Annotated in this window: 16 protein-coding genes; 4 read left to right on the top strand and 12 right to left on the bottom strand. The window is 69.1% G+C overall.

Features of this window, described 5'->3' with window-relative positions:
• Positions 1-41: 41 nt before the first annotated feature.
• Both ACGGCP_RS18665 and ACGGCP_RS18660 read right to left on the bottom strand, forming a co-directional pair.
• Complete coding sequence (locus tag ACGGCP_RS18665; RefSeq protein ID WP_392967725.1) at positions 42-1874, bottom strand: protein kinase; 1833 nt, start codon at positions 1872-1874, stop codon at positions 42-44.
• A gap of 453 nt (positions 1875-2327) precedes the next feature.
• A complete protein-coding gene (locus ACGGCP_RS18660) occupies positions 2328-5705 on the bottom strand; it encodes an adenylate/guanylate cyclase domain-containing protein (protein ID WP_392967723.1) in 3378 nt (1125 codons plus the stop codon).
• A gap of 335 nt (positions 5706-6040) precedes the next feature.
• Between ACGGCP_RS18660 and ACGGCP_RS18655 the strand changes: the two genes are divergently transcribed.
• Positions 6041-6514: a hypothetical protein gene (locus ACGGCP_RS18655; RefSeq protein ID WP_392967721.1), complete on the top strand. Its 474-nt coding sequence runs from the start codon at positions 6041-6043 to the stop codon at positions 6512-6514.
• Positions 6515-6535: 21 nt separating this feature from the next.
• On the opposite strand, the gene ACGGCP_RS18650 is transcribed toward ACGGCP_RS18655, so the two are convergent.
• The 4 genes from ACGGCP_RS18650 to ACGGCP_RS18635 form a co-directional block, all read right to left on the bottom strand.
• On the bottom strand, positions 6536-6934 hold the full coding sequence (locus tag ACGGCP_RS18650; RefSeq protein ID WP_392967719.1) for a VOC family protein: 399 nt from the start codon (positions 6932-6934) through the stop codon (positions 6536-6538).
• A 94-nt stretch (positions 6935-7028) separates the two neighbouring features.
• Positions 7029-8150 carry a GuaB3 family IMP dehydrogenase-related protein gene (locus tag ACGGCP_RS18645; protein WP_392967717.1) on the bottom strand — a complete coding sequence of 374 codons (1122 nt, stop codon included), beginning with the start codon at positions 8148-8150 and terminating at the stop codon, positions 7029-7031.
• Positions 8151-8172: 22 nt separating this feature from the next.
• Positions 8173-9663 carry an IMP dehydrogenase gene (gene guaB / locus ACGGCP_RS18640; RefSeq protein ID WP_392967715.1) on the bottom strand — a complete coding sequence of 497 codons (1491 nt, stop codon included), beginning with the start codon at positions 9661-9663 and terminating at the stop codon, positions 8173-8175.
• Positions 9664-9917: 254 nt separating this feature from the next.
• Positions 9918-10109 carry a hypothetical protein gene (locus ACGGCP_RS18635; protein ID WP_392967713.1) on the bottom strand — a complete coding sequence of 64 codons (192 nt, stop codon included), beginning with the start codon at positions 10107-10109 and terminating at the stop codon, positions 9918-9920.
• A 162-nt stretch (positions 10110-10271) separates the two neighbouring features.
• On the opposite strand from ACGGCP_RS18635, the gene ACGGCP_RS18630 reads away from it, so the two are divergent.
• Complete coding sequence (locus ACGGCP_RS18630) at positions 10272-10637, top strand: DUF5319 family protein (protein WP_392967711.1); 366 nt, start codon at positions 10272-10274, stop codon at positions 10635-10637.
• A 16-nt stretch (positions 10638-10653) separates the two neighbouring features.
• Here the strand turns inward: ACGGCP_RS18630 and ACGGCP_RS18625 are convergent, their stop codons facing one another.
• The 5 genes from ACGGCP_RS18625 to ACGGCP_RS18605 all read right to left on the bottom strand — a co-directional run bounded on the left by ACGGCP_RS18625 (position 10654) and on the right by ACGGCP_RS18605 (position 15208).
• Complete coding sequence (locus tag ACGGCP_RS18625) at positions 10654-13020, bottom strand: protein kinase (protein ID WP_392967709.1); 2367 nt, start codon at positions 13018-13020, stop codon at positions 10654-10656.
• Positions 13001-14173 (bottom strand): patatin-like phospholipase family protein, encoded by a 1173-nt coding sequence (locus tag ACGGCP_RS18620; protein WP_392967707.1) that lies wholly within the window; start codon positions 14171-14173, stop codon positions 13001-13003. The genes ACGGCP_RS18625 and ACGGCP_RS18620 overlap by 20 nt, the downstream gene beginning before the upstream one ends.
• 87 nt (positions 14174-14260) lie before the next feature.
• Positions 14261-14536: a hypothetical protein gene (locus tag ACGGCP_RS18615; protein ID WP_392967705.1), complete on the bottom strand. Its 276-nt coding sequence runs from the start codon at positions 14534-14536 to the stop codon at positions 14261-14263.
• On the bottom strand, positions 14526-14858 hold the full coding sequence (locus ACGGCP_RS18610; RefSeq protein ID WP_392967703.1) for a hypothetical protein: 333 nt from the start codon (positions 14856-14858) through the stop codon (positions 14526-14528). Before ACGGCP_RS18610 ends, ACGGCP_RS18615 begins: the two co-directional genes overlap by 11 nt.
• Positions 14855-15208 (bottom strand): hypothetical protein, encoded by a 354-nt coding sequence (locus ACGGCP_RS18605; RefSeq protein WP_392967701.1) that lies wholly within the window; start codon positions 15206-15208, stop codon positions 14855-14857. The genes ACGGCP_RS18610 and ACGGCP_RS18605 overlap by 4 nt, the downstream gene beginning before the upstream one ends.
• 245 nt (positions 15209-15453) lie before the next feature.
• Here ACGGCP_RS18605 and ACGGCP_RS18600 point away from each other — a divergent pair, with 245 nt between their 5' ends.
• Both ACGGCP_RS18600 and ACGGCP_RS18595 read left to right on the top strand, forming a co-directional pair.
• On the top strand, positions 15454-16416 hold the full coding sequence (locus tag ACGGCP_RS18600; RefSeq protein WP_392967699.1) for a helix-turn-helix domain-containing protein: 963 nt from the start codon (positions 15454-15456) through the stop codon (positions 16414-16416).
• A complete protein-coding gene (locus tag ACGGCP_RS18595) occupies positions 16413-16679 on the top strand; it encodes a DUF397 domain-containing protein (protein ID WP_392967697.1) in 267 nt (88 codons plus the stop codon). The genes ACGGCP_RS18600 and ACGGCP_RS18595 overlap by 4 nt, the downstream gene beginning before the upstream one ends.
• Before the next feature lie 59 nt (positions 16680-16738).
• On the opposite strand, the gene ACGGCP_RS18590 is transcribed toward ACGGCP_RS18595, so the two are convergent.
• Positions 16739-18192, bottom strand: a 1454-nt coding sequence (locus tag ACGGCP_RS18590; RefSeq protein ID WP_392967695.1) for a WD40 repeat domain-containing protein, incomplete at its 5' end; no start/stop codon positions are given.

Below are 18192 nucleotides of genomic sequence, written 5' to 3'. Positions count from 1 at the left end.
AGGGCCCGGCACCACCAGGTGCCGGGCCCTTTTTTCGCTGTCTAGCCCGCCCGGGCGAAGGTGGCGCCCGTGGCCTCGGCGCCGTCGCTCAGCTGGGCGACGCACTGGAACGTGCCGTCGCCCGAGACGTACACGTCGGTGGCCCAGTCGAGGGAGTCGCCGCCGATGAGCTGCGAGAGCGGCCCGCCTTCGGTCTGCGCGTCGACGCACGCGGCAGCGACCGTCGCGTCGGCGCGGGCCCCGTCGGCGTCGGTGACGCCCTCGGGGAGCTGGCCGGTCGCGTAGGCCTCCCACTGGTGGGGGGCGTTGCACTCGGTCGCGGCGAAGGACGCGTCGTAGCAGGCGGGTTCGGGGACGCAGCCGACGCCTTCGGTCTCGAGCGTGCATTCGCCGACGTAGTCGCCCGCGTTGGACTGCGCCGCGAGGTCGGGGGCCTCCTCGCCGCTGAACAGCCAGATGCCGCCGACGATGAGCAGTCCGAGGACGACCAGGCCCGCCGCGCCCATGCCGATGATGCGGCCCATCTCGGAGCCGCCGCCGCCCTCCTTGAGGCGGCGCTCGCGGCGGGTCAGGCCGGTCTCGTTGCGCGGCACGAGAACCGGCAGGCGCGAGTCGTGGTCGTCGCGCGCGCCGCCGGAGGCGAAGGCCTTCCAGGCGGTGGTCTCGGCGGCCGGGTCCTGCCGGGGCGGCGCGGGGCTCACAGGCGGGCTCGTCGGCCCGGCCGCGAACGGCGCGGGGTCGGGGACGACCGGGGACGTGAACGGCTGCGGCGCTTCAGGGGCGCGGCCGCGGCGCTTGCTCGGGGCGAGCCGGAGTGTCGAGGGCGCGTCGGGGAAGGAGGCCGGGTCGAGCTGGGCGTACCCGGGAGGCGACGTGCGGGCCTCCTCCTGCGGCGGCGACGAGTACGCGCCGAAGACGCCGACGCCTTGGGGCGCTGGGGAGCTCGGCGGCGGGTCGTCCGTCACTTTGGCGAAGATCCCGGTGGAGGCCTCGGGGATCGAGGCGAGGAACTCGCGGAACTCGACCGCGGTCGGGCGGCCGCCGGGGTTGTTGATCAGGGCCGTGCGGAGCATCTCCAGCAGCAGCGGCGATATACCGGGGATCGCCGGGATCGGCTGATCGAACAGGGCCGCGACGTCGTTGATGTCGAGCACCCCGTCCACGGGGAACCGCGGGGGCGTGCCGGACAGCATCGTGTAGAGCGTCGCGGCGAGCGAGTAGACGTCGGCGCTGGGGCCGACCTCGCGCATCTGGAAGACCTCCAGGGGCGCGTACGCGGGCGTCGCCATGGTCGAGACGGGCTCGCCGGGGCGGGGGGCCGCGATGAGGCTCGAGAGCCCGAAGTCGCCGAGGACGGCGTGGCCGTGGTGGTCGACGAGGAGGTTCGCGGGCTTCACGTCGCGGTGGACGATGCCGGCCTCGTGGGCGGCGGCGAGGGCGTCCGCGATGCGGATGCCGATCTCGATGGTCCGGTGCGGGGGGATCCGGCCGTGCTTGTCGAGCAGGTCGGCGACGGTGCCGCGGCAGCGCTCCATGACGACGTACGGGTTCGCCTGGTGGGTGAGGCCCGCGGAGAGCATCTTGACCACGCACGGGTGGTCGGAGAGGCGCCCGGCGGTCTGGACCTCGCGGCGGAAGCGCTCGCGCGCGGCGTCGTCGGTGAGCGGCCTGGCCTCGACCTTGACGGCGACTTCGGAGCCGTCGTCGTAGCGGGTGGCGCTGTAGACGATGGAGAACGCGCCGCGGTCGATCTCGCGGAAGCCGGTGAGGCGCTCGATGCCCTGGAAGAGGGCTTCGGGGTCGGCGCCGGGATCGGTGGCGGACGGGGAGAGGTGGGGACCGGTTGGAGCACCGTAGGACGAGATGGTGTCCACTTTGATACAGCCTCCGTTCTCGGCGGCGCCTGCGGCGGTGCAATGGCCTGGCGTCGGTTCTGATGCAGGTCGGTGCGCGGACCTTCAACGGCCTGCGCGCGGGGGACGTTCCGAACCTAGGTCTCGCAGCTCGGACCTGGGGGAACCGAGTCATGGGACCTTTGACGCATAACGTTACGGCAACGCGCCCACGATTCTGTATACCCCTGGACGAAGAGCCAGCGATAACTGGCCGAACGGTTGATATGTCGCTTCCGCTGGGCGAACTGCCGGTAGCCCATAGTGAATGCATCCCCCGTGCGGCGCGCGGGAGGACGGGCGGTCCGACTGGAACGGGCCCCGTGCCGCAAGGCCACGGCCCGAAAGGGCCGCCCGTCCACCCGCTGCGTCTCCCCCACTGCATCGATCCTCGCAGCATCCGAGGGCGTTCCGGCGTACACGGTGTGCGGCCTCTCAGGAGACCTTGGCCGCTTCGAGGTAGCCCTCGGCCCACTCGGTGGCCTCCGGGTCCTCGCCGAAGGACTTCAGCGTGATCCTGGCCCACTCGCGGGCCGCCTCGACCTGGCCGTCCTCGTCGAGGAGGCGGGCGTAGCGGGCCACGATCGCCCGGCGCGGACGGCCCAGCGCGGGCTCGTCGTGGTGCGCCGCAAGGGGTTCGAGCATCCGCAAGGCCTCAGCGCGGTCGCCCTTGGCGGCGCGCACGTCAGCCAGGAGCGCGGTGTTGGCCGCGCGGCCCGGCTCCAGGACGTCGTCGGTGACGAGCGCCAGCGCCTCTTCCGCGGCGGCCTCGGCCGTGGCCGCGTCGCCGAGTTCGAGGGCGCAGCGGCCTCTCAGGTTGTGCGCCAAGGAGATCAGGAGCGGGTGGCCGGTCTTCGTGCCGTACTCCTCCGCGCCCTGGGCGAGGTCGAGGGCGTGGTCGAGCGCGCCGATCGAGCGCGCCGCGAGGGCCCGCACGTACTTGGCGAAGCCGCGGCCCCAGTCGTCGTCGATGCGCTCGAAGTCGCGGAACGACTTGCGGGCGGCGGCGTCCGCGCCCTCGGGGTGGCCGAGGGCCACCTGGGCGGCGGCGCCGATGGCGCGCAGGAGCCCGACGGCGAACACGTCGCCCGAGCGCTCGCCGATCGGCATGAACACATCGGACAGTCGCTTGGCCTCGGTGAAGCGCCCGGCCATGAGGAGGGCGAACGCCGAGACGCCGCGCACCCAGGCCCGGCCGACCAGGTCCATCTGGCGCGCAAAGGCTTTCGCCGCCTCTCGGAGGACGTCGTCGGCGCCGTCGAAGTCGCCGCGGGCCACGAGGACCCACGCGCGGTGCTGGAGCGCCCAGGCGAGCCGCTTGTCGTCGCCGACGCCCACGGCGGTGTCGTACGCGTCGAGGAAGCGGTTCTCGGCCTCGCTGAGGTGCCCGGCGAGGAAGTCGAGCAGGCCGATGCGGCACTGCGCGTCGCAGCGCGGCCCGGCGAGGCCTTCGCGCCGCGAGAGCGCAAGGGCCGCAGTCCAAGCGGTGCGGGCGTCCTGGAGTTCGCCCTTGTAGCGGTGGAGGCGGCCGCGGAGCAGCAGGAGCTGCGCCACGAGTTCGGCCTCGTCCTCGGCGAAGTCGTCGCCGAAGAGCCGCCCGGACGGGTGCTCCTCGTGCTCGCCGGGTTCGCTGTCGTCGGCGACGATGAGGCCGATGTCGATGGCGAGGCCCTCGATCTCGGACTCGGCTTCCTCGGTGCGGCCCAGGCGGGTGAGGGCCCGGCCGCGCAGGAGGCGGTCGTCGAAGGACAGGGGCGCGAGGCGTTCCACGCCGTTGAGGAGGGCGACGGCGCGTTCGGGCTCGGAGGCGTCCATGGCGCGGGCGGCCTGCTTGCGGACGGCCTCGACCGCGAGCGGGAGGACGTTCCAGACCTCGTCGAGCGCTTCGATCTCGACTTCCTTGGCGAGGGTGACGGCCTGCTCGGCGTGGAAGACCACGAGGTCGTCGGCGCTCTGGCCTTCGAGTTCGGTGTCGGCGGCCCAGCGGGCGATCTCGGCGTGCGCGTGCGCGGCGTCGGCTTTCCCGATGGGCGCGTAGGCGGCCTGGCGCAGCAGCGGGGTCACGAAGCGGTAGCCGCCGTAGGAGCGGCGGCGCAGCATGCGGCGGTCCAGGAGCTCCTGGAGCGCGGCCTCGAACTCGCCGGGGACCTCCTTCTCGAGGAGCTGCGTGGCCTCGGGCGGCACGGCGTCGCCGAAGATCGACGCGGCGCGCAGCAGCGCTCGCGCGGCGGGGCTGAGCGCGTCGATGCGGGCGCCGAGGACCTGCGCGAGGTCGCGGGAGAGCACCCGGCCGGTGAGCGACCCGGCGGCGAGCCGCCAGTGGTCGCCGTCCCCGGAGAGCAGGCCCTGCTCGGTGAGGAGGGTGACGAGTTCGGCGAGGTAGTACGGGTTGCCTTGGGCGAAGCCGAGGAGGCGGTCCTCGTCGGGCTTGGGCATACGCCCGCCGCCGAGGAACTCGCGGAGCAGCCGCGCGGCGTCGGCACCGGCGAGCGGCGGCAGCGGGTGCACTTCGGCTTCGGAGATCCGCGTCAGGACGCCCGAGGAACGCGTCAGCTCGGGCCGCCCGTAAAGAATGACGAGCACGGGCCCGTGGATCTTCGAGAGCGCGACGCCGAGCGCGTCGATGCCGTCGGCCGAGGCGGTGTGCAGGTCGTCGATGTTGAGCACGAGGGGACCCTGGGTCGCCATGTGCGTGATGAGCTCGGCGACGGCTTCGGGGATCGTGTACGCGTCGGACTGCTGGCCGGTGAACCCGCCGACCCTGTCAGTCGCGCCGGGACGCCCGTGGCCGAGCAGCCCGAGCAGGAGCGTGATGTTCAGGCGGCACTCGCCGTGGTCGGCGTGCCCGTCGGCGATCCGCCGGAGCTTCGCCTCAGCGGTAGCCCGATCATCATCGAATCGCAGGCCGGCAGCCTTGCGAACCAGGTCCGCCAGAGGCCCGAAACGGCGGCCCTCACCATAAGGCGCAACACGAACGGTCAGCACTCGCGCGCCGCGCTCGGTGGCGATGGTCCGGACCTCGCGGGCGAACCGGGTCTTGCCCATGCCCGCCTCGGCGGTGTGGATGAGGACCAGCGGCTCGCCGCGGTCGATGACGGCTTCGAGCCGACCGGTGACACGCCCGATCTCGGCATCGCGGCCGATGAACGGCGCGGTGTCGCCCAGACTGGCACGCGTCCCGGGCTCGTCTTCGAGACCCAGGAGCTGGAACACCTCGACGGGCTCACGCTTGCCCTTGAGGCGCACCGGAGTGAGGCGGCGCCAGGCGGCGGCGTGCTTGGTGGCGCGCTGCGTCTCCTCGCCGGCCCAGATGGTGCCGACGGAGGCGATCGCGCAGATGCGCGACGCGGTGTTCACGGTGTCGCCGATGACGGTGTACTCGAGGTTCGCCTGCATGCCGGCGACGACGAGGCCGGAGCGCAGCCCAATGCGAAGTCCGATGGGAAGACCACCACCGGACTCGGCTTTGAGGAGGCGCCGCACCCGTTTCTGCATGGCCTGAGCGGCGCGAACGGCCCGCTCGGCGTCGTCCTCGTGCGACAGGGGCGCTCCGAAGACGGCCATGAGGCCGTCGCCCATGAGCTTGTCGACGTGCCCGCCGAACTCGTTCACCGCGGAGACGCACTCGGCCAGCAGGCGGTCGGTGACCGACGAGACCCGCTCGGGGTCGAGGCTTTCGGACCAGGTCGTGAAGTCGGAGAGGTCGGCGAACAGCACCGTCACATACCGGCGCTCCGTCTGGGGGGCGGTGGCCTCCGGGGAGAGGGGCGCTCCGCAGTTGTGGCAGTAGCGCGCGCCAGGGACGGTGGGCACGGAGCAGAATGGGCAGGTCACAGCAGCACCAACGCCGTAAGCAGGGTGTGTTGTTCCCCACTCCTTGTGGGAATGGGGTGGTTCTTGGCCTTCACGCTGGCAAGGATACGTGGCCTAGCTGACAGATACCTGTGTGCGAGCACTCATTTATGGCTCGCAAGCTCACGAAGCCCGGCACAATCCGCCGACAACCGGCCCAACCCCCCCACCCAAAAGTACGACCCCGTCCCCGCGAACAGGACACCAGCTCAGAACCCACGCGCCCCGCCAACCCCGGTAAAATCAACCCAACCGAGCCTCACCCCCTCGCAGCCCCTGAAGACGAAAGCCCCCATATGGCCCCCGAACCCCTCGACGCCGCCCCTGAAATGCCGACCTTGCTCACCGTGCGAACGAATCGACTCCGCGGCGTGTGGGTCGGGGCCGCCTGCTTCGTACCAGGGCTGCTTCTCCTCGCCTATTTTCCTACGGCCGACGGAGTCTTCTACAGCGCAGTTCGAGGCGTCCTGTTGGGAGGTCTCGTCGGGTTCGGGGCGGCAGCCCTGATCCTGGCCTCTCGAAAGCAGCTCCTCGAGTTCGATTCGCGAACCCGCACCATGCGGTGCTTCAGCAGCGGGAAACCGCACAGGATCTACCCGGAAGCCGGGTTCGACCGGATCGAGTACCGGGCCGCCAATCGTCGGATCTACCAGACGCGCGCCGACGGCAGCTCCCGCCGTGTTCCGGCCAACCGGTTCTGGGCGAACCAGCACGACTGGGAATCGCTTGTCCAACGGCTCTCTGAGTCCACGATGCCCCGGTCTCGTTGAGACGAGCCGAGGGCACGGGGATCAGGCGGGCCAGACGGGTTCTCCGTCGATCCATTTGACGGACTTGTTGCGGCAGAGGCAGAAGGGGTGGCCGACCGGGTCGGTGTAGATCCTCCAGCCGTAGCCTTCTTCGCCGGTGAAGTCCTTGCGGAGGGTCGCGCCGAGGGCGGTGAGGCGCTGTTCTTCGGAGTCGATGTCGTCGACTTCGAAGTCGAGGTGGAACTGCTTGGGGTGCTCGTCGTCGGGCCAGCTGGAGGGGCGGAAGTCGTCGACCTGTTGGAAGGCCAGTTCGATCTCGCCGAACTCGATGCTGATCCAGCTGCCGGTGTCCTTGACCGGACGTCCGGTGACCTCGGCGTAGAACGCCGCGAGCTTCATGGGCTCGGGGCAGTCGATGATGAAATCGGTGAGTTTCAGCATCGGCCGATACTCGCACGAGCCAGCTGAAAAGGGAAGGGAGAAAGCGAAAGAGGCCCAGAGCGCGACAGCGCTCCGGGCCCCTTGCAGTCGCTTGTTACGCGGTCACCAGGCTGGCCTTCTGGAATTCCTTGACCGTGGTGTAACCGGTCTTGGCCATGGCGCGGCGCAGGCCTCCGAAGAGGTTCTGCGAGCCGTCCGAGGAGTTCGAAGGGCCGTAGAGGATCGCCTCGAGGTCGGGGACCTCGACGTCGCCGGAGTCGCCCGGGCGGAAGCGGCCGCGCGGGAGCTTCGGGTGCGAGGCGGCGGAGTGCCACCAGGCGCCCGCGGCCGGGGACTCGGCGGCGTCGGCGAGGATCGAGCCGAGCATGACCGAGTCGGCGCCGCACGCGATGGCCTTGGCGATCGCGCCAGAGTTGGTCATCTCGCCGTCGGCGATGAGGTGCACGTAGCGCCCGCCGGTCTCGTCGAGGTAGTCGCGGCGGGCCGCGGCAGCTTCGACGATCGCGGAGGCCATCGGGACGTCGATGCCGAGGACGGTGTCCGTGGTGGACCAGTCGTCCGAGCCGACGCCGACGATGACGCCGGCCGCGCCCGTGCGCATCAGGTGCATCGCGGTCTTGTAGTTGGTGGCCCCGCCGACGACGACAGGGACGTCCAGGTCGGCGATGAACTGCTTCAGGTTCAGGACGTCGCCGCCGGAGGAGACGTGCTCCGCGGAGACGATGGTGCCCTGGATGACCAGCAGGTCCACCCCGGCCTCGACCGCGAGCGGCCCGAGTTCGGCGGTGTGCTGCGGGCTGAAGCGCATGGCGGTGGTGATGCCGCCCGCGCGCAGCTCGGCGATCCGCTCCGCGATGAGCTCAGGCTTGATCGGCTCGGCGTAGATCTCCTGGAGCCGCTCGATGGCGGCCTCGGCCGGAGTGTCCGCGAGTTCCTTGAGCAGGGACGTGGGGTCGACGTAGCGGCACCACAGCCCTTCGCCGTTGAGGACCCCGAGACCGCCGAGGCGGCCCATCTCGATCACGGAGGCCGGGCTCATCGTCGCGTCGGACGGGTGGGCCACGGCCGGGATCTCGAACCGGTAGGCGTCGAGCTGCCACTCGGTGGAGACGTCGTCGATGTCCCGGGTACGCCGGGTCGGGACGAGTGCCACTTCGGACAGCCGCCAGCCGCGCGCCACGATCTTGCCGGGGCCGATCTCGACCAATTCCCGCACAGTCTCTCCTCCTACAGGCCCGCTACCGCGTGTGGTAGTTGGGCGCTTCCACGGTCATCTGGATGTCGTGCGGGTGGCTCTCCTTGAGGCCCGCAGCGGTGATCCGGACCAGACGGCCGCGCTCATGCATCCCTTCGATGGTACCGGCACCGGTGTAGCCCATCGCGCTGCGCAGACCGCCCACGAGCTGGTAGACCACCTGTGCGAGGGTGCCGCGGTAGGGAACCTGGCCCTCGACGCCTTCGGGGACGAGCTTGTCGTTGGACTCGACGCCGCCCTGGAAGTAGCGGTCCTTGGAGTAGGACTTGGCCTCGCCGCGGGACTGCATGGCCCCGAGCGAGCCCATGCCGCGGTACTGCTTGAACTGCTTGCCGTTCATGTAGATGAGGTCGCCGGGGCTCTCGGCGCAGCCCGCGAAGAGCTGGCCCATCATGACGGTCGAAGCGCCCGCGACGATGGCTTTCGCGATGTCGCCGGAGTACTGGATGCCGCCGTCGGCGATGACCGGGACGCCGCGTTCGCGGGCGACGCGGACGGTGTCCATGATCGCCGAGACCTGGGGCGCGCCGACGCCCGCGACGACGCGGGTCGTGCAGATCGCGCCGGGACCGACGCCGACCTTGACGCAGTCGGCGCCCGCGTCGATCATCGCGTTCGCGGCGGCGGCGGTGACGATGTTGCCGCCGATGATGTCGACCTTGTCGCCGAAGTCCTTGGAGACGCGGGCGATCATGTCGAGCACGCCGCGGGAGTGGCCGTGCGCGGAGTCGACGGACAGGACGTCGATCCCGGCCTCGACGAGCTGCCCGGCGCGCGCGTACTGCTCGTCGCCGACGCCGATCGCGCCGCCGACGCGCAGGCGGCCGGAGTCGTCCTTCGAGGCGTTCGGGAACTCCTCGCGCTTGGAGAAGTCCTTGACGGTGATGAGGCCGCGCAGGTAGCCGTCGGCGTCGACGATCGGGAGCTTCTCGATCTTGTTGGCCTTGAGCAGCTGCAGGGCCTCTTCGCTGGAGACGCCCTCAGGGGCGGTCACCAGGTTGCGGGAGGTCATGACGGAGGCCACGGTCACGGACATGTCGTTCTCGAACCGCATGTCGCGGTTGGTGACGATGCCGATGAGCTTGCCGTCCTCGTCGGTGACGGGGAGGCCGGAGATGCGGTACTTGCCGCAGAGCTTGTCGACCTGCTCGAGCGTGTCGTGCGGGGAGCAGGTGACGGGGTCGGCGACCATGCCCGACTCGGAGCGCTTCACGAGGTCGACCTGCTGGGCCTGCTCTTCGGCGGACATGTTGCGGTGCAGGATGCCCATCCCGCCGAGGCGGGACATGGCGATCGCCATGCGGGCTTCGGTGACGGTGTCCATCGCGGCCGTGAGCAGCGGCACCGAGATGCGGATGTTGCGGGTGAGCTGGGTGGAGGTGTCGACCTCGGACGGGATCACGTCGGATTCGCCCGGGAGGAGCAGTACGTCGTCGAAGGTCAAGCCGAGCGGGATGGCACTGGCCGAGCCCATCGGCACCGTGGTTCCGCCGACCCGCTCACCGGTAGCACCCTCGTGCCCCTGAATTCCGAAATCCCCTGAGAACGCCATGGGTCAATCGTAGAGCCGTAACCTGCGTCGCTCCGAAGCGCACACGTCCCCTTGAGGTGTGATTCGCAGCGGAAACGCTGCGAATTGAGGGGATGACCGGACGGGCCCGGCGGTGGTTTCGCCGGGCCCGTTTCGGCTTTGACCGGTATGTCCTAGATGAAGGTCGAGATGAAGGCCTAGATGAGGTCGTCGACCTCGTCGGAGACGGTCTCGAACGCGTCGGACTCCGACACGGCCTCCCAGGCGTCGCCCGCGCCGTCGCTCACGTCCTCCCAGACCTCGGTGGCGTCGATGTCGGTGACCGCGTCGGCGACGCCGTCCACCACGTCGTCGAAGATCTCTTCTACGTTCTCGCCGAAGCCGTCCATGCCGTCTCCTCAGATGCTCGAGTGGGTTGACTTGCGGCCCAGCCTAACCAGCAGGGCGGGCAGTGTCATCACGCGGCGTCGAGGCTGGCATGGATCCGGGAGTCACCGCCCGCCCACCGCGGTCCCCCGGCAAGGTCGTTGCCAAGGGTTAGGCTGGTAGACGTGTATGAGGAGCCACGCGACCCATTCGCCGACGATCCCGACCACGCGGTCGCCCCGTTCGAACCCGAACTGGACGAGGACGACCGCGCCGACCTCCTCGAGGACCTCCACGAACTGGAGCTGTTCGAGAAGGTCCTGCATCCGCAGGGCTACCGCGGCGTCGTCGTCGACTGCGACGACTGCGACGAGCCCCACTACTTCACGTGGGGCCTGCTCCAGGCGAACCTGCGCGGCCTCCTCGAGGCGAACTGCGCGCAGGTCCACGAACCGGCCTTCGACCCCGACCCGGCCCACTACGTGACCTGGGACTACGCCCGGGGCTTCTCGGACTGCTGGATCATGACGCACGGCGAGGACGGCGCCTGAGCGCCGCCCCGCGCGTCTAGCCGACCGCCTCCTGCTCCGGCACCGGAGCCGCGGCGTCGGCGGCCCGGGGCTTCGGCGCGTTCCGCTTCGCGGCCTTCGCCTTCCGGTCCTCCAGCACGTCGAGCCGCTCGGCCGCCAGGATCGCCCGCGTCAACCCGGCCCGCACGTACGGCGCGTCGGAGCCGGTGTTCTTGAACGTCCAGATGCCGATGTTGATCAGCGCGATCGCGATCGCGTACATCAGCTCGTCCTGCAGGCGGTCGTTGTAGAGGAAGATCCCGATGATGACCACCGGCAGCGCGTAGAGCCACGCCGCGGGCTGCCACGAGACCAGGCGCTGCAGCGTCATGATCTCTCCCTTGGGGACAGTGGAGAGGCCCTTGCCGTCGTTCCAGGCCCGGGCCCGCCGGTTCGCGTCGAGCGCGAACCACAGGCAAGCCGAGATCATCGTCGCCACGGTGATGATCCCCAGCGGGCTGAAGATCACCCACCACCGCCGCTGCACGAGCGTCGGCAGCAGGATGTACACGGTCGGGTAGACCGCCGAGGCCCGCATCATGAACGAGGCCGCCGCCGTCTTCACCCCGCGCCAGCCGCGCCGCCGGTACGCCGAGTGCGGCGTCATGTCCGCGAAGATGTTCATGTACAGCCGCAGGCCCGGGATCGCGTAGGCCAGCGCGATGATCCGCACCGGCAGGTTGTCCCACGCGGCCGGGATCACGTAGTCCGCGGCGCGGACGTCGTCCAGGAGCGGGATGCCGGCGTTCCCCGAGCGGTTGAACACCCAGTTCGCGATCTCGACGTACTTCGCCTGCCAGAACAGGTCGAGGTCCCGCGACCACCAGGTCAGCACCAGCGCCAGCGTCACCCACGACATGAGCGCGCACGCGATCGCCCAGTACTTGAGGCCGTTCGCCTGCCGCAGGTGGTGCGCCTGGCGCGGGTGCTTCGCCTTGTCGGTCGCCTTGGCCTGCTTGCGGCGCACCTTCGCGATCTCGCGCTGGCGGGAGACGACGCTCGCGGCGGGCAGCAGGCCTTTGAACCGCTGGTAGGCGGTCTTCGGCTTGCCTTTCTCGGCGGCTTCGAGCACTTCGATCTCGCGCATGAACAGGTCGCGGATCTCGGTGTAGCGGCCCAGGCCCGCCTCGATGCCGGAGACGACGAGGCGCTGGCGCGGGTCGGCGTCGACGAGGTCTTCGAGGAGCCGCGCGAGACCGACCGAGGCGACGTAGAACTGGTCGGGCACGGTGCCTTCGGCGCTGTGCGGGATTCCGCCGATCGCTATGAGCACCATGCCGACCGAGTACAGGTCGGCCCGGTAGCCGCCGGTGCCCGAGGTCTTCACTTCGGGCGCGACGTAGACCGACTCGCCGGACTGCGCGCCGACGATCGTCCTGGTGTGCAGGAAGTTCACGCCGAGGTCGATGAGGCGGATCTTGACCACGTCCGGGTTGTCCTCGTCGACCTGGACGATGATGTTCGACGGCGTCAGGTCGTTGTGGTAGCCGACGTTCGCGGCCAGCACCGACATCGCGCCGAGCAGGGGCGCCCCGACGGCCCGCAGCTGCTTGAGGTCGACCGGTCGCGTGATCTCCGACTTCGGGTCCTTGCGGCCCTTCTCTGCGGCGCGGAGGTAGTCGGTGAGGGTCGTGCCTTTGATGAACTCCATGAGGACCCAGCTGTCGTAGCTGGCGAAGACGGTGACGAGCGGCGAGCCTTCGGGCCGCACGCCGCCGAACTCGCGCTCATAAGCCCTGGTGGCCTTGACGATCGCGGGGATGCGCAGGTACGGGTAGATGAGGCATTTGAGGGCGTAGTGCGTGGGCCGCACGGCCTTGTTGGGGGGATCGGAGTCGACGGTGATGATGATCGAGGTGGTGCCTTGGCGGTGGAAGGCCATGGTGGAGAAGTCGATCTCGTCCCAGATCTCGACCGCGTCCGCGTCGTCGTCGGCGGGCCGGTAGAGCGCTTTGACGGCCTCCCGCACGCCTGTGTGGGCGACCAGGGAGGCGCAGCGCTCGTCGGCCGGGCGCCCGTCGATCTCGCCGCCGTCGTAGGCCTCGCCGTGGTAGCGCATGCGGTCGGAGCGGTGCATCCCGGTCAGGGTGAGCAGGAAGAACCCGAGGTAGCCCTTGGTCGCGGCGCTCACGCGGCCGTCGGGTTCGCTTGCGTCCCACCAAATCCAGAGCGCGTCGAGTTCGGCGGCGCGGCCGACCCCGAAGCGATCCTCGTAGGCGCGTTCGTCGAGGGGGACGTCGAGGAGCGCGGCCCGCCAGTCCTCGGTCTGCCACGAATCGAGTTCGGTTACGGCGTCGCGGTTCTCGGCGCGGCCGGTGAGGTGGGCGCAGGCTCTGGTGAGGAGGTCAACTGACGCGTTTGCCATCGGCGGTCCTCACGGTGACGATGCGGGGCACGGAGCGGAAGGACCCGGCGCGGATCTCGGCGACGGGGACGCCCTGGATCGCGGCGGCCATGACAGCGTGTGCTTCCCGGGCGGCGGTGACGAGCGCGTCGCGGTCGCGGGTCTGGTTCCCGACCTCCCGCATCCACGGCAGCGGCGCGAGGTCGAGGACCTTCGGGCCGTCGCCGGGTTCGGTCATCCACTGCTGCAACTGCCTGCGCTGCTTGCGGTATTCGACCTGGGAGGCGGCGTAGGCGCGGCCGAGGCCGCGTTTCACCCGTTCGAGGTAGGCGACGGAGAAGCGGCGGCCGGGCGCGAGGTGGCTCGGCGGCGGCTTGATGGGCTTGGTGCTGAGGGAGAGCACGTGGGTGCAGCCGTCTTTCATGGCGAGGAGGTGGGGGTGGGCGGTGAGCACGCCGCCGTCGAGGGCCCTTTGGCCGCGGAACATGCCCGTGCCGGGGACGGCGACGGGCATCCAGCAGCTCGCCTTGAGGGCGGACTTCAAGTCCTCTCTGGACTCGAACTCGTGCGGGCCGATGGCGGTCAGGCTGTCCACGAGGCTGATCGTGACGTGGAATTCGGTGGGGCCCTTGAGGACCTTCTCGAAGTCGAGGGGCTTGATGGTCTCCAGGACCTCGTCGAAGGCGTAGTCGAGGTTGAGCATGGGACGCCGGTTGAACATGTTGCGCATGTCGACGAACTTGGTCGTGGCCAGGTCGTCGAAGTAGATCGTCAGCGGGTACCAGCAGTCGCCGCCCGCGAAGAAGTAGGCGGCGTTGATCGAGCCTGACGAGGAGCTGTACACGGCGTCGAACACGCCGCGAAGCCCCAGGTCGTCGAGGGCGACGAGCATCGCGGCGGACGTCACGCCGCGCATCCCGCCGCCCTCCACGGCCAGGCCGAGCTTGAACCCGTCGACCCGCGCCCCGGGCGCGGAACCGGCGGCGCCACGGGCCCGGATCAGTTCCAGGACCGGATGGTCGTCGGCCCAGTAGCGCTCGGCGTCATGGGCATAGATGGCGGCAGGGTCAGGAGCGCGGTCACGGGCAAGGTCGGACGCATCGCTCAGGGCATCACTGAGGGCATCACTGAGGGCATGGTCAGGGGCATGATGAAGGGCATCGTCATCGGACAATTCGGCCTCGCTCAGGGGTGTGGTTGGAGCGGCGGAATCGGATTGTCCTCAGGATAGCCCGTATGGACACATTGTGGAGTCCCCCGATCACCGTGCCCGAGCAGCGATCCCGCGCGCGTCGCGCTCGATCGCGGCGCACATCCGGTCGCCCTTCCACGTGTCCCGCCAGTCGACCGGGCCCTTCGGCGGATGCGTGAACACCGCGACCGGCCGAGGCCCCGCGCCCTTGTCCTCGTCTGAGCTGATGCCGTGCAGCGCAGGGTTCTCCGTGTTGCGCTCGACGATGAAGCGCACGTGCCCGCCCAACCCCGTCGAGTACGTGAAGTCGCCGATCGCGGTCCAGCATTCCGGTTCAGCGGCCATCGGCGGACTCCCCGACGACCTCGGCCACTGCGACGAAGTCGAGCAGCGTCGCGAGCCGGTTCCGGTCGCGGTAGCGGTTCGCGAAGAAGAAGGTCAGCGCGGTCCGGTCCGCGTCGCTCCAGACCTTGCGGTGGCCCGGATAGATCGTGATCTGGGCCGTGACCGGCTCGATCTGGTCGATGACCCCGATGTCGACGGGGTCGCCGGGGTAGAGCTGCCGGAGCACGACCGACCCGGGCTCGCCTTCGGGGACGAGGCCGGACACGACCCGACCGGTGAAGTCGGCGGTGCCGATCTTGATGCCGCTGACGGTGTCGCTCATGCCAGGGCCTGCGCGATCGCGATGCACTCGGCGAGCGGACCGGGCTGGCGCGGATGCGGACTGGGCTTGCGCCGATGCGCGCCGGTCCGGACGCGGCGACGCAGGTGCAAATCGTCGCGGGTGATCCGCCCGGACGCCATCGCCTCACGCTGCTGCGCAGCGGTCGCCGTCTGCACGAACCAGCGCGCGGCGGCTTCGCGGAAGTAGCAGCCGAACCGGCCCCACTTCTCCGAGCACCATTCGCAGCGGAGCGGCCCGAGGCCGAACCAGCTCCGGCGCGGTTGATGCAGGTGTAGGTCGATCTTGGCCCGAGCGGGCACAGCATCGCGAGCTAGGCTGAGTAGTGCCACGGGAGCACACCTCTCTGTGGTTTGGGCGGCCCGCGCAGGACTCTCGCCAAAGAATTCACATGCGCGGGCCGCGTCTTTGAGCGGCCGAATTGAAGTTGTCGAAGTCGCCCGCCCCCGAACGGGGGTCCGGGGACGGGCACCGGCTGATCCCCCACCGAACCAGCCGACATGGTTGAAGCTCGAAGCTCCCCGATCACTCTGCGCGAGATGGATCGTGCATTTAGGTTCGCACATCCGATATCCAAATGCAAGCACTTGATCGGGCGAATCTTCCGATGCTAGGATATTTTCCCACAGTGGTCAGGTTTCCTGACCCCGCCGGAACCCATTGGGGGGTAAGCATGGTCAAGTCCAACCCGCCCACAGCGCGAGCCAGGTACATCGGCAGAGTGATGCGAAAGCTCCGAGATGACTTGGAGTACAAGGCAGCTCAGGTCTCCGACCACATCGGCAAGAACATGGCCACCCTGAGCCGCTACGAGTCAGGGGACTACCCGATCCCCGGCGACATCTTCATTACCCTGCTGGACCTCTACCGGGTCGATGACCAGGTAGAGCGCGCGAGCCTCATCCAGATGAACATCGAAGCCGCGAAGCGCGGCTGGGTGGACTCGTTCCAGCCCTACATCAAGAGCCTCGCCAACCACATCTGGATGGAGGATGAAGCCGAGGAGATCCAGATCCTCTCGCTCACGGTCCTGCACGGCCTGACCCAGACGAAACAAGTCGCCGAAACCCTGATCAGCAACGGCCCCAAGCGAGACAACCCGGTTGCAGTCAAGCGTCAGGTCGAGGCTCGCATGATCCGAACCCAGCTGCTTAGCAAGACCGACGGTCCAGTTATCAAGATCCTGATGCACGAGGCGATCCTCGATCAGCGTGTCGGCAGCACCGAAACCATGATCGAGCAGTTCGAGCGGCTGCTCGAAATCACCGAGCTGCCGAAGGTCGAGATCCGACTGCTCCCCCGCGACAGCTGGGCACACATCGCTGCCGGAATCGGCGTCGGCTACACGGTCTTCAGACTGCCGGAACCCCTCCCCGACGTGGTTTACATCGACAGCACCGCCGCCGCGATTTACGAGGAAGACCCTGACATAGACTCGTTCAAAGAGACCTACGATGCGCTCTGGAACGACGTCGCCCTCAGCTCCAAGGCGAGCGCCGAGCGCATCGCCAGCGAGTTGAAAGAAGTGAAGCGCGAATGAGTCAAGCGGCCGGTCAGCAGCGGATCTGGCGCAAGAGCACCCGAAGCTCTGACACCGGCAACGGCGACTGTGTCGAGGTGGCCTGCGCGCACTGGCGCAAGAGCACCCGAAGCTCTGATTCCGGCAACGGGGACTGCGTCGAGGCCCGCCCCGCCCCGACCGGTTTCGAGGTCCGCGACTCCAAGCTCGGTACCGACTCCCCGATCTTCGCCCTCCCCGCCAAGGACTTCACCACCTTCCTGGGAACCCTCAAGACCCGCTAGACCGCAGGACCAAGAAAGCCGCGATGGAGGCCAGCCCTCCACCGCGGCTTCTTCGTTGCTCAACGACCTTCCGCGCGGCCCTCCGCGATGGCCTGCAAGCTCGGCACATCGAAGCAAATGACCTCTGTCCCGGCACTCACCACCACCGTGCCCGGAGCGGCGAGCGCGACACTCCGCACTAGCGCGCCGATCTCCAGCCGGTCGATTTCCCTCCGGTCTCGCAGGTCCCAAATGCGCACCGACAGGTCGCGACTGCCGGTGACAACGATCGGCCGGTCACTGATCTTGCCGAACGCGAGCGCGGTCACCAGGTCTTTGTGGCCTTCGAGGACCACCTTGTCAGTCGGGTCTTCCGGGCGGAAGCAAACGACCGAACCGTCAAGGCGGCCGTAGAGGATGACCGTGGTTCCATCGATCTCGCCGAAGGCGACCTGCGGGCGGTCGCTCTCCTCGTCACCGTCGAAGGACATCAGCGCCCGCGGAGCGCGAGGGCTCCACCTCCGGTTCAACCATCCGAGTCGCGGTTTGAAGCCCCACGCCTGCACACCGTCTTGGCCTCCGCCGATGAAGCACGGCTGGCCTGCTACCGCCCCGAACGCGACAGAGCGGACCCAGGGCAGCGGATCCTGGAATGCCGCAGCCAGCTTCCTTCTCCTGAGATCCCAGATCCGTATGGCTCCGTCGCCGCCGGTACTCGTGGCCAGCGGCCTCCCGGCGATCTCGCCGAAAGCCACGTTGCTGACCCAGTGGTCGTGGGCTTGATGTGTCGACCTGCGTTTCTGCTGCACCAGGTCCCAGACTTGCACTGTGCGGTCTTGCCCACCGCTGACGAGGACCGGTGTTCCGCCGATGTGTCCGTAGGCCACGGTGCTGACCGGGCCGTCGTGGCCGCGCATGACCGCCCGCTCACTGCCATCGAGGAGATCCCAGGCTCTCACCGACCCGTCTTCGCCTCCGCCGAAGACGACACCGTCGCCCCCCAACGTCCCGAACACGATCGAGTCGACCTTGTTCTCCTGCGGGGAGCCGGTCTGTTTCGTGTCGTCGACGGAGACTTCCGCCGAACCGTCTGGGCCGCGCAGCTCCCAGATCCGGATCGACTCATCCTCACTCTCACTGACAACCATCGGCTGCCCTGCGACCCAGCAGATCTCGATTCGGAGCACGCGTCCAGCGTGGCCGTGGAAAGCTTGAATCTGGCGCATCGTTGCCAGGTTCCAAACCCGCACGGACCGATCGGTGCCTCCGCTGACCGCGATCGGCATTCCATCGACCTCCCCGAATGCCACCGCGTTGACCGCGTCGTCGTGGCCGTCAAAGGTGGCTCGCTGGCTTCCGGATGTGAGGTCCCAGACCCGCACAGTCTCGTCCTCGCTGCCGCTGATCACGACGGGCGTGCCGTCGATCTCGCCGAACGCCACCGCGTTGACCGCGTCGTCGTGGCCGTCAAAGGTGGCTCGCTGGCTTCCGGATGTGAGGTCCCAGACCCGCACAGTCTCGTCCTCGCTGCCGC

The organism is Glycomyces sp. NPDC048151 (genome assembly GCF_043202775.1).
Classification (GTDB): domain Bacteria; phylum Actinomycetota; class Actinomycetes; order Mycobacteriales; family Micromonosporaceae; genus Glycomyces.
The sequence above is the reverse complement of the archived record's forward strand: the minus strand, read 5'-3'. Positions and strand labels throughout refer to the sequence as shown.

Bases quoted from the DNA above. Each gene is read 5' to 3' on its own strand.
- ACGGCP_RS18600 (WP_392967699.1), top strand. From the start codon at position 15,454: ATGCAAGCACTTGATCGGGCGAATCTTCCGATGCTAGGATATTTTCCC.
- ACGGCP_RS18615 (WP_392967705.1), bottom strand. From the start codon at position 14,536: ATGGCCGCTGAACCGGAATGCTGGACCGCGATCGGCGACTTCACGTAC.
- ACGGCP_RS18610 (WP_392967703.1), bottom strand. From the start codon at position 14,858: ATGAGCGACACCGTCAGCGGCATCAAGATCGGCACCGCCGACTTCACC.
- guaB (WP_392967715.1), bottom strand. From the start codon at position 9,663: ATGGGCTCGGCCAGTGCCATCCCGCTCGGCTTGACCTTCGACGACGTA.
- ACGGCP_RS18655 (WP_392967721.1), top strand. From the start codon at position 6,041: ATGGCCCCCGAACCCCTCGACGCCGCCCCTGAAATGCCGACCTTGCTC.
- ACGGCP_RS18625 (WP_392967709.1), bottom strand. From the start codon at position 13,020: ATGGCAAACGCGTCAGTTGACCTCCTCACCAGAGCCTGCGCCCACCTC.
- ACGGCP_RS18635 (WP_392967713.1), bottom strand. From the start codon at position 10,109: ATGGACGGCTTCGGCGAGAACGTAGAAGAGATCTTCGACGACGTGGTG.
- ACGGCP_RS18595 (WP_392967697.1), top strand. From the start codon at position 16,413: ATGAGTCAAGCGGCCGGTCAGCAGCGGATCTGGCGCAAGAGCACCCGA.
- ACGGCP_RS18650 (WP_392967719.1), bottom strand. From the start codon at position 6,934: ATGCTGAAACTCACCGATTTCATCATCGACTGCCCCGAGCCCATGAAG.